The sequence below is a fragment of the Dehalobacter sp. genome (assembly GCA_023667845.1).
Lineage (GTDB): Bacteria > Bacillota > Desulfitobacteriia > Desulfitobacteriales > Syntrophobotulaceae > Dehalobacter.
On record JAMPIU010000039.1, the window covers coordinates 16,258 to 29,761 of the forward strand.

Below are 13,504 nucleotides of genomic sequence, written 5' to 3' on the forward strand. Positions count from 1 at the left end.
CTATAAATATTGAGCGTTTTATTTATTTCCTTCAATAACTGAAGCGTTTGAAAGCGCTTTCAAATTCTACAGATTCATAAATTTTACCGCATGGAAGATTCACATCGCAAGCACAGCCTATCATCTTATGGACTATTCATTCCCTATTAATGGAAGCTGCAGCTTTCTTAGCGATTAGTTGAGAAACTACAACACAGATCATTATCAAAAGAAACGGTACCGTTGCGAATACGATAAAGTTCGTTATCAAAGACGCTTCTTGGGCTATCAACATCCCTCCAGTCATCGGTGCGAAAGATCCGCCGAAACGCCCCACAGCATTAGCCCATCCTAATCCGGTTCCACGGAAGGCAAGTGGGTAACTGACTGATATGAATGTAAAGATCAATCCCAATAACCCATACATACCAGCTCCAAGGACAAACAGAACAATTGATACCAGAATTGTATCTAGTTTCAGCATCAAAAGCAGAACAACAAAGGCAGGAACCGCTGCATAGAAGGATAGTGTATTTTTAAGTCCAATTTTATTGGCTAACGGACCCGATAGAAGAATACCAGGTATTGACCCGAGGCTGAAAGTGAAAAAGAACATGAGACTGGATCCTAAGTTATATCCTGCATCCATCATCATTTTTGGCAGCCATGTTACTAAGCCGTAAATGATAAACATACATAGTGCCATGATTGACCAATATAAAATAGTATTCACAGCCATGCCATCTCTAAATAAACTAAGGAATGATCCTTTGTTGGAAGGATTGATTTCTACTTCGTATTGCTCGTCTATGCTAGGGGTGTGTTCAGGGGTAACTGATTTTAAGATCTTTTGAATTTTTTCTCTTTTACCGTCTTTTATCAATTTTTGCATAGATTCAGGTAAGTAAATAATACAAAAAACAATCAAAATCAGGGGAATAAAACCAATCAGAAACATTGGTCTCCACCCAAACGATGGCAAAATAGCCATACCTGCCAAAGTGCTCAACATTCTTCCAAGCGGCATTCCCAGAGTCGTCGCGTTAATCAATTGAACACGATTTTTTAAAGGACTATATTCAGCAAGCATCGCAAAGGTAACTGGGGCAATTCCGGCAGCACCCATTCCTGTTAAAACTTGGTATAAAGAAAACTGCCATACTGTTGTTGCAGTTCCCATCAGACCTGTGAACATCGCGTAAAAGCCAATAGCTAACATGAATACTTTTTTATTACCGATTTTATCAGCTAACATTCCAAATATTATTCCGCCGGCAATCATTCCATATAGTGTATAACTACCAATTAGGCCGAAAACTGTTGGCTCAATACCAGTATCTTGAATCAGCGAAGGAAGGGAAGTACTGTAAACCCCCTGAGCGTATCCATCAAATAATAGACCCAAGAAAGCTAATACCGCCACAATAACAAAAAATCTATTCATTTTGCTTTGGTCGATGGTTTTGGGAACATTTACAGTGCTCAATTAACTCATCTCCTTTTTATTGATCCTCATCTTTAAATTGCTTTCTTTGTCAGCGTTACCACTCCCCTTGCACTCCAGGTAATCCATTGGCAGATAAGATAGGATTTTTGGCGACTATTCTGCGTATCCCCTGCCACCCGGCGTGCAGTGGCATCGATTTGCGGATCTGATTGAACAGCTTCATCCAGGGTTACCCCATTAAAATAGGTGATTACCCAACCCTTACTCTTCGTCGGGTCGGAGACCGCATTTTGTCTAAAATAGTCATTGACCAGCGCCGTTATCTTTTGCGCAAGATTAGAGTTCAGGATATTCGGGTCCCCTGCCTGGTTATATGGTTATTCTTCCCACAGGCTGGATTATTAGCCTTTTTAAAAGAATCTTTGAACCGCCGGCGACACCACCTTCACCATTCCGATGCCGAAGCCGGACCTTACAGCCCAGGAAGTGGAAACGGCCATGGAGCTGATCGTGACAAAGAACATCTTCACCACCCCTAACGGCGACTTGACCGGCAAGCAAGATATCAAGATCATTGATACCACAATCAATAATCTTGATGATCCGCCCCAGGCCTAGAGCGTTCCAGAGGACAAGCTAAACCAGGATAACGTTACCTCAGCCAAATTAGAACCAGCGGCCGCAAGGCCGTCTTTATTTATTTATTTCTTTCTTTATTTCTTTCTTTATTTCCTTCAATAATCGAAGAATTTGAAATCGATTTCAAATTCTTCGATTATTGAAATTTTGCCGCATGGAAGATTCACATCGCAAGACTTGACAACATATCATGCGGGGTAAGAGTACTACCAGTAGGAGGATTATTAACCATGAATGCTGATATAAACGATATAACCGAAAGGACGCCGGAGATTATCGCCGCTGAAATAACCATGATTAAAGAACAGGCCAAAAAATACATGTTAGTCAGCGCCATTGAAATAGGACGGCGCCTTTTGGAGGCCAAGGAAAAGATCCCTTATGGTAAATATGTTTCATGGCTGGAGAACGCCGTGCAGTATACCGAGCGCACAGCCTATCATCTTATGCGCATAGCGGAAGAATATGGTGCCGGTCTGTTCGGCTTCGCCGACCCAAGCGCATCGCCGAGATAGAACTTGAAAGCAAGATCTTAAAGCTCAACCTGTCCATGACCCAGGCAGACGCCCGCTTCGTTCTGATAGCCCAAGGATTCGACGATCTGTTTATCGCTATGAGCGAAATGGCCGCAGCGGACCCGAATGCTTTCAAGCTTTATTTAATTCATACCAACCAGTTTATATCAAAAATGTCGAAGAAGTTAAGTCGAATTGAGAAAGCTGCTCCCGCTGCTCCCGAAGTTCCGGCAACTCCTGAAGCTCCCGCCCCATGAGCTCTCTTAAAAAAGCTGTCGGTCGGTGGAATTGTTGATAAGCTCCCCTTTGAGTAGACACCTGAAATAACAAAAATTCAGGACTACGTAAAGGGGAGTTTTTCTATGGGAAGAAGAGTTCATTATGAAAAGAAATTGGAAGCAGTAGAAAAATACAAGCGAGGAGATGGAACCCAGGATAGCATAGCACGGGAATATGGAGTAAAGAAAGCTAGTTTTCAGCAATGGATAGCAAATTATGAGTCCATGGGTCCATCTGGGTTAGCACTCCAAAAGACAAATAACAGATACAGTTTGGAACTTAAAACCACAGCAGTAGAGGCTTACATCCAGGGTGAAGGAAGCCTATTGGAGATATGTAAGAAGTTTAGCATCCGTGGTAAAGCACAACTTTTAGATTGGATAACGATGTATAATGGTCATAAAGATTTTCGGGCTACCAGCGGCCGAGGTAGAGGAAGAGGGATGTATATGACCAAAGGACGGTTGACCACGTTAGATGAGCGGATTGAAATTGTCAGTTACTGCATAGCCAAAGGTAAGGACTACAGAGCAGCAATAGACAAGTATGAGATATCCTACCAGCAGATATATAGCTCGGTACGAAAGTATGAGGTAAAGGGAGTAGCCGGCCTTATCGACAAACGAGGGAAAAACAAGCCGATGGATGAAATGACTGAAGTCGAACGCCTTCGAGTAGAGAACAAGATGCTCAAAGCCGAGAACAAACAAAAAGAAATGGAAATTGCTGTGTTAAAAAAAGTCCAGGAGATCGAAAGGAGGCGGGGCTAAGCGGTGTCCGGCAGGAAAGGCTTTACCTAGCTGTAAAGGAGTTGCACGAAAAAGAAAGATACCCGGTAGAAAATATTTGTAGGATATTAGACCTGAATAGGTCCTCCTATTACAAATGGCTTCACCGCAGCAAGAGTGTCAGTGAGTATGAGAACGAAGATCTTCTTCACAAGCTTGGTTATCTTTACGCAGAATTTAACGGAATATATGGATACCGGAGACTGACAGATGAACTGAATGCCCGGTACAAGACCAACTACAACTACAAGCGTATATACCGTCTTACCCAACTGGTGGGATTAAAAGCAGTTATCCGCAGAAAACGTCCGCAATACCAACGTTCCACGCCGGAAGTTACAACTGAGAACCTTCTTAATCGTGACTTTATAGCTAAAAACCTTAACGAGAAATGGTTGACTGACGTTACGGAATTCAAGTATGGAGATCATTCAAAGTTGTATCTGAGCGCTATCCTTGATCTTAAAGATAACGGTATTGTCTCTTTCACCATGGGCCGGAGTAACAATAACCAACTCGTATTTGACACCTTCGATTTGGCCATTTCCAGATACCCTAACGCTCACCCTCTATTCCATAGTGACCGAGGTTATCAATATACAAGTAAACAATTCAGAACCAGATTGGATAGAGCTGGAATGAAACAAAGCATGTCCCGTGTTGGCCGCTGCATCGACAATGGCCCTATGGAAGGCTTCTGGGGTATTCTCAAATGTGAGATGTTCTACCTTGGAAACTTCAGGGATTATGACAGCCTTGCAGCAGCCATTGAGAGCTACATATATTTTTATAACTACAAACGACGGCAAAAAAAGTTAAATAAATTGGCTCCAATGACCTATCGCCAGTTGCTCGAAAATGTTGCATAAAAAACTGGACCCCGTTTTTGACGAAGTCCAGTGATAGCGATTTTCATTTTTTCATCTGTCTACTTGACAGGGAGCGGTTCATGTGTCCCACGATTGGCAGCTTTATTTCTTAAAACAAACAGCTCGTTTTCGGAAATAACAAACTGAGTACTATTCCAAATATTGCCAAAGGCAAGATCCTCATTCCAAAATATTTGTTGAGTGAACTCGACTGGTTAGAACAAAGAGAAGATAAACAATAAAAAAATTAAACAATCTTCACATGTTCTACCAACATAGGTTCGTACATCATAATTGCATGATTTTCCGTGACAAAATCATCACCTATTTGATTATCATCAAGATCAAACACCTTACGTCTAATAATGTTGTGACGCATGTAACCTCCCCACCATTCCTGTGTGATCAAATGGTCACTTTCGTAAACCTCATATTTGGGGGTCAATGGTTGTTCACATCGCCATTCGCCTTCTAAATCCGATTCCCCTACCCTTATTAGAAGCTGATATTTGTATTGGGTATCGTTCTTTATTTGGAGATCTATATAATTGTAAACAATTGTGGCCCCACTTCCGAATGGTTGAGTTCGATTGGCGTCCGGGAATATGTCGTGTGTGTGACGCCATCGTTCCGTAACCCGCAATGGCGTATGTAAGGTCATCCAATAAATAAGATTTGAGAGTTGGCACAGGCCTCCTCCTACTCCGGGAACGAACGAACCGTTATGTAGGACCATTCCTTCGGTGAAACCTTTTCTCTTTGTCGGTTTACCTATTAAACGCCAAACGGAAAGTGTCTCTCCTGGTTTGAGAATTAGGCCATTTATCTTTGCCGTAGCCAACTTCAAATTGGTTACTTTGTTTTCCTGCAACCACATATCAACATTTCGGAGGCGCCGATACAATGGGGTGCTATGTTCTGCCACTTTGAAACGAAGTTGACCCGACTGGAAAGTTACCGCATACTGTGTTGACTTGACAAAAAACCATTGAAGGTAACGACGCACTGTAAAGTAAATCCTTCCTAAAAACAATCGAAACTTCGAACGATTAACCGGCTTTTTTGACGGATATATTGACTTAATAGCCAGAACGTTTCACTTCCTCCCTAACGCGGATAGGTCATACACTGTTAGACGGCGATGCTTTTTATCTTGCCTAAAGAAAAATATCCTACTTTATTATAATAAATATTAACACATATTATAGGATGAATGACAGGAATAGTGCTGAGATTGATTTTCTTATTGATAACGGTAGGATGTAATTCCCATGGAAGTAAAAGCCGAAGTGAATCTGCAGGCAAAAAGTTTGAAGACTTTTCGCGAAAAATTCAATCCGAAAATTTCATTGCGTATTTCAATGGCAGATTACAAAAAAGAGGATTGGCTGATAAATTTGCCTCTTTACGCGATTGGGACTATCGATAAGGTTTAACAGAAAAGCAAGACGGATTTGCTCTGATTTATTTTACTGCTGACCACCAGTTTGTTAGAATGTGTTAGAATCGGTGCTAGAATAAGTAAATATAAATATGCGGTTTATAAACTTAAGCCGCCCTTCGGGGCGGTTTTTTTATGCCTGTAAGGAGGTGATCGTGGCAAGATAAACAAGATTAACCCATGCATTCCTGGCGTAATACCCCGCTGTGCGGCTCCTGGTTTTTGCCGCAATAATAGTCGGCGACACGGGACAGCGGCAAAAACCGCGGTGAAGCGAAGGCTGAAAAGAGATGCTGAAATGCGCCTCTTTTCAGGCCAAGCGAAGCCGCCAACGGGGGACCGAAAGCTATTTAAGAAAAGCTACGATAATACCTACACCGACTATGTCTGTGTGGATGAGATGGGCAAGCTGTTTCACCCCAACTACATCACCAGGCATTTCGGATATCTGTTGAAGCGGTATCAATTTAGAAAAATTCGCTTTCACGATTTGCATCACTCCTGCGCCAGTTTGTTTTTGACGCATGGCATTCCCATGAAAGCGATTCAGGAGTGGCTCGGCCATTCCACTTTCGCGACCACGGCGGATATCTACTCGCACGTGGATTTCAGTTCCAAGCAGGAATCAGTAAAGCCATCAGTGCCGCCTTTGGCAAACAGAAAAAACCGATAACAGATGCTGTCAGAGCGTGAAGAACCGGAGGCGACCCAAGAGAAGGTACACGAATCGGAATGACCATAAGTATGATATAACAGGAGAGAGAAAATGGATCAAGATTATTTGGCGTTATTAAAAGACTGCCCGGAAACGCTCTCATTACAGCATTTCCGGGCAGTCGCATATATCAGCAAACGAAAAGCAAAATGGCTGCTGGAAAACGGAATAATTCCCTGCCAGGATTCGGGAAAACAGACCCGTCGCTTTCTGATTCGACGCAGCGTTGTTGCGGAGTTTCTTCGGCGGCAGGACGCGGGAGAGTTGGAAGCTGTCATCCCTGTTGGCGCGTTCAACGGCAAACCTCCCACTGTTGATTCGTCATCTCTCATGGAACCGGAGGAGTTATTTCCTTTTCTGCTTGATGAGTGGGCGGACGAACTTTAGTAATTTGAACCATCCTCTGAAGACTTTGTGAGTACCTTCTCCTTTGGCTTTGAACCCAACAAAGGCTTTTTTAAATCTAAAAATCGTACGGAATTTCAGTACTGAAAGAATGGCTATTCCAGGTAAGAAAAAGAGAGCCCAATTTGTTTGCACATTGGGCCCTCTATAGGAAATCTATGTATGAGTGAATGATCGGAGCCGATATGAACCGAGAGGTTCACGTATGGATCTGAGAGAGCCTCGAGGTGAATCTCCCCTTGGCTACTCGACTGGAAGGCCGGCCATTCAAATAATGGATGGCCTCCTATCCTATTTTTCATTCAAAGCTCGGGTAAGTTCCGGAACAATTTCATACAAATCTCCGGCAATACCATAGTCGCTGTAACGGAACATAGGGGCTCGAGGGTCCTTGTTGATGCATACAATGACCCGGGACTCGTTCACGCCGACCATATGCTGGGTTTGACCGGAAATACCCACAGCAATGTATAGTTCCGGCTTAAGCTGAATCCCGGAGACCCCGATGTACGGCTCACCTTCCGCAAAGGGCGGATTTCCTTCGGTAACAGGACGTGAATAGCCAACCTCACCGCCGAGCGCATCGGCGAGCCCTCTGGCCAGCCCGAGGTCTTCCTTGGTGGCAAAACCTCTTCCAGCCCCAACAACAATCTTCGCCGCGCCAATATTGGAGGCATTTGATTTTTTAGGTTTACTCTCCAGCTTGGTTATTTGGGTCACAGGCTCAACGAATTCAACGTGTTCCAGTTGGTCGCTGCGGGAAGTGTCGGCTACAGCCTTAGTAAAAACTCCCGAACGGACTGTTGCAATAAGCGTACCCCCCAACGGTTGTTCAACACGTATGACGGCTCCGCCCAGAATTATATGCCGAACCTGAAATGATCCATCTACCACTTTTATTTCCTTAGCGTTTACTATTGCTGCCATATCGAGAGCAGCTGCCACACGGCCGGCAACGGCCTTTCCTCTTGTGGTCGCCGCAACCAGAAAAGCCGCTGGTTTTTCGGTCATGATAAGTTTATTGAGGGTTGGCACAAAATCGTCGATGATTCTATTGCCTATCTCACCGAGCCAGTATACTTTATCTGCTCCCATAGAAGCTGCCGACATGGCCTCAGATTCTGAACCGATGATTATGGCAGCTATGCTCCCCCCGCTTGTCCCAACGAGCTTGTTGGCCCCGCCCAACATTTCAGGCAGCAATGTTGCGTTGTCCGAAAATATAAAGATATTCATTTTATTCTCTCCTTCGGAGTATTGTCACGTTCCTACAGAAGCCCTTCCGCCTCGATATTACGGATCAGTTCGGCGACCGTTTCCTGGATAGTGCCGTTTATGATTATACCTTTACGGTCCACATTTTCCGGTGCCGACGCACTTATGACATCGATACGGGCAGCCTGACCGGCATCAATGCCGGCGTCACTTAAGCTCCAAACTTTAACAGATTTTTTACCCGCTGAAAGGATCGCCTTCATACCGGGCATAGGCGGCGTGTTAATACTGGAGGTAACTGTGAGCGCAGCCGGGAGCCGGACTTCCAGAACCTCGATTTCATCTTCCAGCAATCGCTCAACTCTTACCCGATCCCCCATAGGCTCAATAGCGTCAATCGAATTGAGATTGGCCCAGGCGAGTCTCTCGCCAACCTGTAAGCCGGTTTGCTGGAAATAATAATCCGCCGAACCATCGCCAAAGAGCACCAGATCGGCTTCTAGCTTTTTGATCATCTCAGCCAACACCTTGCTTATTACAGCAGTATCGGCATCCCCCAAAATAGAATCGGTTACCAGATGAAGTTCCTCAGGTCCGCGGGATAACAGATCCTTTCTCAATTGTGTAGCCTCGATACGGGAAGAACCGACTGAAAGCGCGAGCAGTCTGCTACCGGTAGTGTTAGCCAGCTGAACTCCAGCTTCTATAGCTTGAAGGTCATAATCGCTGATTTGCCATTCAGCCTTATCGAGACTGTATGAGCCGTCCGGCCGGATTTCTATGTCCTGGGTATTGGGAACAAATTTGCAACAGACAACAATATTCATGTTCTTCCTCCTTTCCTCTTTATAGAATTTATAATCGGATTTTAACAGAGGAGAATAATCGGGAAATCAACAACGAATCAACAACGAATCAACAACGTTATTTGATAAACATACTTCTATTAATATCGCCTGAGATTTTATTGATTTATCAACAACATATTTTGGCATTAAACAAAAAGAAAATAACATCTTTTGATATATTTGTTGATTATACGTTGCTTATGTAGTTATTCCTCATCAATAAAATATACTCAAAGTCATAGTTGCTAACAGATATACTAGGTAAGCTGATTTTGTTCAGTTCTAGAAATCAAAACTGAAAGGGGTTATAAGAGTGGGGTTATCATATGCTACAAATTCACACTTGATGTCCGGGAGATCAAAGTCAATGCCGATGGCTCAACCAGTCTAAGAACAGAAAGGAGGTTCACAAATGAGTGACTATGATGCCATTGTGGTAGGGGCGGGACCGGCCGGTTTAGCTGCCGCCTACAGGCTTGCTAAGGCAGGCGCGGAAGTCTTGGTGATAGAGCGTGGCTCTTACCCCGGGGCGAAAAACCTCTCAGGCGGGCTGTTGTTTGGCCGGATTCTGAGGGAACTTATCCCTGAGTTTCCGCAGGAAGCGCCTCTGGAGCGCCACATCAACCGCTATATTTTAACCTTCATGACTAAGGACTCCACATTCAACCTTGACTTTAAGGGCCAGGGCTTTTCGCAGGAACCGCATAACGGTTATTCGGTTCTGCGGGCTAAGTTTGATCGTTGGTTGGGGGAAAAAGCCGAAGAAGCCGGAGCCACCCTTATTACTAATATTAAGGTTGATTCACTGCTTATGGAAAACAACGTTGTTAAAGGTATTGTGGCCGGGGAAGAAGAAATGACGGCGAATGTCGTAATCGCTGCCGATGGGGTCCTTTCCTTTCTCGCTGAACAAGCCGGTCTCCGTGATCGGTACAATCCTGCTAACTTTGCCGTCGGGGTAAAAGAATTGATCGGATTGGACCGAACTACGCTGGAAGAACGTTTTGGTCTTACCGGTAATGAAGGTACCGAATACGCTATGCTCGGCTATCCGACCAAAGGTGTTTCCGGAGGCGCTTTTTTCTATACGAATGCCGATAGTATTTCGGTTGGTCTGGTCATGCATATAGATCACACCAGTTCCCATCAGGTCAGCCCGTCCGAGGTCCTGGAGGATTTTCTGGCTCATCCCGCTATTGCACCGCTGATCCGCGGCGGCAAGGTATTGGAGTACGGTGCCCATGTTGTGCCTGAAGGCGGCTACAACGCGCTCCAGAAACTATTCACCGACGGTCTTTTAGTAGTTGGCGATGCGGCCGGCTTGGGTTCCAATAACGGCTTTACGGTAAGAGGGATGGATTTGGCGATAGCCTCCGGCATTTATGCTGCAGATACAATCCTGGAGGCTAAAGCCAAAGGTGACTTCTCGGCCGCAACACTGGCCTCGTATAAAAAGAAATTAGAAGACAGTTTTGTGCTCAAAGACATGAAAACCTATGCCGGTGCGGCAGCTTTCATGAAGGGTGATCGGCTATTTAACGCCTATCCAAAATTGGTGGAAGGCATATTCACTTCTATCTATACCCAGCAGAGTACCCCGAAGGAGAATCTTCTGAAGAGCGTATTGAAGGCCAGAAAAGAGAGCGGTGTTACCTACATGAGCTTGGGTAGTGATGTTTGGAAGGCGGTGAAAAATCTATGAACGGCTTGAGTGTTCCAGAAAAGCTTTCTATTAATAAGTATGAACTCGACGAGAGTCCGCACATCAAGGTTGACCAAGAAATCTGCCGGAAACGTTGTCAGAACAGGGTCTGTTTGTTTATTTGTCCCGCCAAGGTCTACAATGAACAGAATGGTGAACTTGCTGTCGATCACGCGGGCTGCCTGGAATGCGGTACTTGTTTAGTCGCCTGTACCCAGAAAGCCATAGATTGGCAATACCCGGCAGGCGGTTTTGGCATAGTCTATCGAAACGGTTAAACAAAAAATTTGATTAAAAATGGTTCAAGAAACTAATAAGAGCGGTGAAGAACACCACTCCAAAACAATTATCTGTGCTCACTTCGCTTAGCAGTAGGTGGGCACGGATTTAATTATGTTACATTGTAAGCACACGGAGAAGCCTTCTCTACTTTGCCATTTTTCGTTATCTTTCCGTAGAGTTTTTAGAGGTTCTCCTTATTATTCTGAACAGACAGAGCAATATTTGAATGAAGCCATTGACGCCGGGATGGAGTTAATAGCTGATAGGCACCTTCTCTCACCATAGGATTATGAAAAGCATAACCTTGTTCATTGTCAATAACTATAAAACCTTTTTCCAACAACTCTTCAATGCCTCTGAGCACCTCTGTTTGGGATAAATTAGTCGCCTTAACTATTGTAGCGTAATCGAAAACTTTACCGAAAACTGCGGCGGCATCTATAACATTGCGGGCTTGCTCCGACAGACCAACAAATTGCGAAAAAAGTCCGTCCTTAATAGTCTGAGGTAAAACAGATTTATTAATAATAGAATTAATATCCACATTACCTTCGGGTGCCGCTTCAATTTCATCTCGAACATATCTGAGCAACTCAATCATAATAGAAGGATTTCCATCTGAAAGCTTCTTTAGCCAATCGACCAGAACCTCGCTATCGCCCATTTGGAAAAACTGGGCAAAAACACGGATGCTGGCGTTGTCTAATGGTTCTAGGGATATGACATTAAGCAGATTTAATTTGTTCAGAAGCTTCTTAAATTTAACTAGCATCGGATTGATGCTACTCAGTAAGCCTTCTGTACAGAGAAAAAATACATCCAGATTTTCACTATACTTAATAATATTCCCTAATAATATTAGGGAATCGTTATCTGTCCACTGAATATCATCAATAGCAAAAAGCAATTTTCGTTTTTTACTTAAAATAACTATAAATTGATAAATAGATTTAATTATATCATAATCGTGGCAGGGTTTTTGAAAAGGCGATTTGTCTTGAGGGTCAATTTCCGGTACAAAGCATCGTAATTCACCCCACCAATCAGGGCCTAGCTCCGTTTTTACATCCTCTTTTAACTCATCCCAATTTACGGTTTGAATACATCTTCGAATAGCGCTAGAAATGGGGTGGTATAGAATATTATTATTCAACTCAAGACATTCACTATAAAAAATAAAGCCTTCCCAGTTTTGCATGAACTCTTGTATAAGTCTGGTCTTACCAATACCAGGAGAACCGTGAACCAACACAAGCTTTCCTGGGAGACACAATCTTTCAAGCATTTTCATTTCCCCGTCCCGACCATTGAAAGGCACGTGGAAGCGCGAAGTGGCAACGTGATTATATCCAGTTTCTTGAGCATTTTTGTTGATTCTTTGTTGAGCATGAGCAAACTTTTTTATAGGCTTGTCATTAATAATTGCTTCATACAGTTCCTGCACCTCTTTCATTGGCGGCAGTCCAACTTCTTCAGACAAAATATGCCTCAGCTTTTCATATACTTGAGTTACCTTTAGATAATTTCCCATATGATAATGGGCAAGTATGGCGTTGCGGTATAATTCTTCGCATAAGGGATCAATACTTAATGCTTTTTGTATGACAAACAAGCATTGTTGATAATCACCCGCATCCAAATAAAGCTCCGATAAAGTTACTAAGCCCCTTAACATCAGCATTTTGTAATGCTCTTGCAGTAGTATTATCCAATCATTGAATGCCGGAGATTCGCTAAGGGAGAATCCGTCCAGAAAATCGCCACGGTATAAGTTGAGGGTAGATAGCGTGTCTTTTAGTGAGTTAGAGTTTTTTACAATAAATAATTCAAATATTTGTGTATCCCTTTTTACCTCCGGTGCAATTGATACATAGGCTTCATTGCTGATAATTATGTTGGGAATGTGCTTTTTAATTTCATAAAGATGTACATTAAGATTATGCTGCGCACTATAAATATCTCTATTCGGCCAGAAGATTTCTACAAGGCGTTCTCTTCTGATTGGTCTGTTTTGTTCCGCTAAGTAATAGATAAGTCCCCTGCACTTTTTACGTTTAAGCTGTAATTGGAGTTCATTACTGGAGATAATAGGCTTTCCCAAGAGGAAGATTCTCAAAGCATTATCATGAGTAGACATAATGTTCCCTCCTAGTATTGAAAATGCGTTGCTGAAACCCCTTAACTATACTAAATCACCAGTTTTATATGAAATTGCTTACTTTTTGTTGATTGCACCGTTATTGTTAATTGTTTTAATAACAGTGAACCAGTTTTAAAATAATGTTCCCTTACAGAATTTCCCAAGCGTATTGTATTACCTTTTTTTAATCATTGTCAACAAATTTTTTACGGCAATAAACCGACCCGACTTTGGCAAAAG

General features: G+C 43.2%; 15 protein-coding genes. 10 read left to right on the plus strand and 5 right to left on the minus strand.

Translation table 11 applies throughout. The annotated features are described in order from the left end of the window. Positions 1-136: 136 nt before the first annotated feature. Entirely contained in the window at positions 137-1,465 is a 1,329-nt protein-coding gene (locus NC238_01850; GenBank protein ID MCM1564700.1) for an MFS transporter, read from the minus strand. A 417-nt stretch (positions 1,466-1,882) separates the two neighbouring features. On the opposite strand from NC238_01850, the gene NC238_01855 reads away from it, so the two are divergent. The 5 genes from NC238_01855 (at position 1,883) to NC238_01875 (ending at position 4,516) form a co-directional block, all read left to right on the plus strand. Then, positions 1,883-2,044, plus strand: a complete 162-nt coding sequence (locus NC238_01855) for a DUF2922 domain-containing protein (GenBank protein MCM1564701.1) — start codon at positions 1,883-1,885, stop codon at positions 2,042-2,044. A gap of 251 nt (positions 2,045-2,295) precedes the next feature. Continuing rightward, complete coding sequence (locus tag NC238_01860; protein ID MCM1564702.1) at positions 2,296-2,580, plus strand: DUF3102 domain-containing protein; 285 nt, start codon at positions 2,296-2,298, stop codon at positions 2,578-2,580. A 35-nt stretch (positions 2,581-2,615) separates the two neighbouring features. Continuing rightward, complete coding sequence (locus tag NC238_01865; protein MCM1564703.1) at positions 2,616-2,837, plus strand: hypothetical protein; 222 nt, start codon at positions 2,616-2,618, stop codon at positions 2,835-2,837. 105 nt (positions 2,838-2,942) lie between these two features. Beyond that, the gene (locus tag NC238_01870; GenBank protein ID MCM1564704.1) at positions 2,943-3,629 is read left to right on the plus strand and encodes a helix-turn-helix domain-containing protein; all 687 of its coding nucleotides are present in this window, start codon (positions 2,943-2,945) and stop codon (positions 3,627-3,629) included. Positions 3,630-3,670: 41 nt separating this feature from the next. After that, the gene (locus tag NC238_01875; protein MCM1564705.1) at positions 3,671-4,516 is read left to right on the plus strand and encodes an IS3 family transposase; all 846 of its coding nucleotides are present in this window, start codon (positions 3,671-3,673) and stop codon (positions 4,514-4,516) included. A 247-nt stretch (positions 4,517-4,763) separates the two neighbouring features. Here the strand turns inward: NC238_01875 and NC238_01880 are convergent, their stop codons facing one another. Further along, complete coding sequence (locus NC238_01880) at positions 4,764-5,606, minus strand: VanW family protein (protein ID MCM1564706.1); 843 nt, start codon at positions 5,604-5,606, stop codon at positions 4,764-4,766. 181 nt (positions 5,607-5,787) lie between these two features. On the opposite strand from NC238_01880, the gene NC238_01885 reads away from it, so the two are divergent. The 3 genes from NC238_01885 (at position 5,788) to NC238_01895 (ending at position 7,059) form a co-directional block, all read left to right on the plus strand. Then, positions 5,788-5,952, plus strand: coding sequence for a hypothetical protein (locus NC238_01885; GenBank protein ID MCM1564707.1), 165 nt, complete (start codon positions 5,788-5,790; stop codon positions 5,950-5,952). Positions 5,953-6,255: 303 nt separating this feature from the next. Next, the gene (locus NC238_01890) at positions 6,256-6,630 is read left to right on the plus strand and encodes a tyrosine-type recombinase/integrase (GenBank protein MCM1564708.1); all 375 of its coding nucleotides are present in this window, start codon (positions 6,256-6,258) and stop codon (positions 6,628-6,630) included. A gap of 93 nt (positions 6,631-6,723) precedes the next feature. Then, a complete protein-coding gene (locus NC238_01895) occupies positions 6,724-7,059 on the plus strand; it encodes a helix-turn-helix domain-containing protein (protein ID MCM1564709.1) in 336 nt (111 codons plus the stop codon). 309 nt (positions 7,060-7,368) lie between these two features. On the opposite strand, the gene NC238_01900 is transcribed toward NC238_01895, so the two are convergent. Both NC238_01900 and fixA read right to left on the minus strand, forming a co-directional pair. Further along, positions 7,369-8,313: an electron transfer flavoprotein subunit alpha/FixB family protein gene (locus NC238_01900; protein ID MCM1564710.1), complete on the minus strand. Its 945-nt coding sequence runs from the start codon at positions 8,311-8,313 to the stop codon at positions 7,369-7,371. A gap of 32 nt (positions 8,314-8,345) precedes the next feature. Further along, entirely contained in the window at positions 8,346-9,119 is a 774-nt protein-coding gene (fixA, locus tag NC238_01905; protein MCM1564711.1) for a putative electron transfer flavoprotein FixA, read from the minus strand. Between the two features lie 433 nt (positions 9,120-9,552). Here fixA and NC238_01910 point away from each other — a divergent pair, with 433 nt between their 5' ends. Both NC238_01910 and NC238_01915 read left to right on the plus strand, forming a co-directional pair. Next, the gene (locus NC238_01910) at positions 9,553-10,842 is read left to right on the plus strand and encodes an FAD-dependent oxidoreductase (GenBank protein ID MCM1564712.1); all 1,290 of its coding nucleotides are present in this window, start codon (positions 9,553-9,555) and stop codon (positions 10,840-10,842) included. Then, positions 10,839-11,120: a 4Fe-4S dicluster domain-containing protein gene (locus NC238_01915; GenBank protein ID MCM1564713.1), complete on the plus strand. Its 282-nt coding sequence runs from the start codon at positions 10,839-10,841 to the stop codon at positions 11,118-11,120. The genes NC238_01910 and NC238_01915 overlap by 4 nt, the downstream gene beginning before the upstream one ends. A 185-nt stretch (positions 11,121-11,305) precedes the next feature. On the opposite strand, the gene NC238_01920 is transcribed toward NC238_01915, so the two are convergent. After that, positions 11,306-13,261 carry an AAA family ATPase gene (locus NC238_01920; protein MCM1564714.1) on the minus strand — a complete coding sequence of 652 codons (1,956 nt, stop codon included), beginning with the start codon at positions 13,259-13,261 and terminating at the stop codon, positions 11,306-11,308. Positions 13,262-13,504 lie beyond the last annotated feature (243 nt).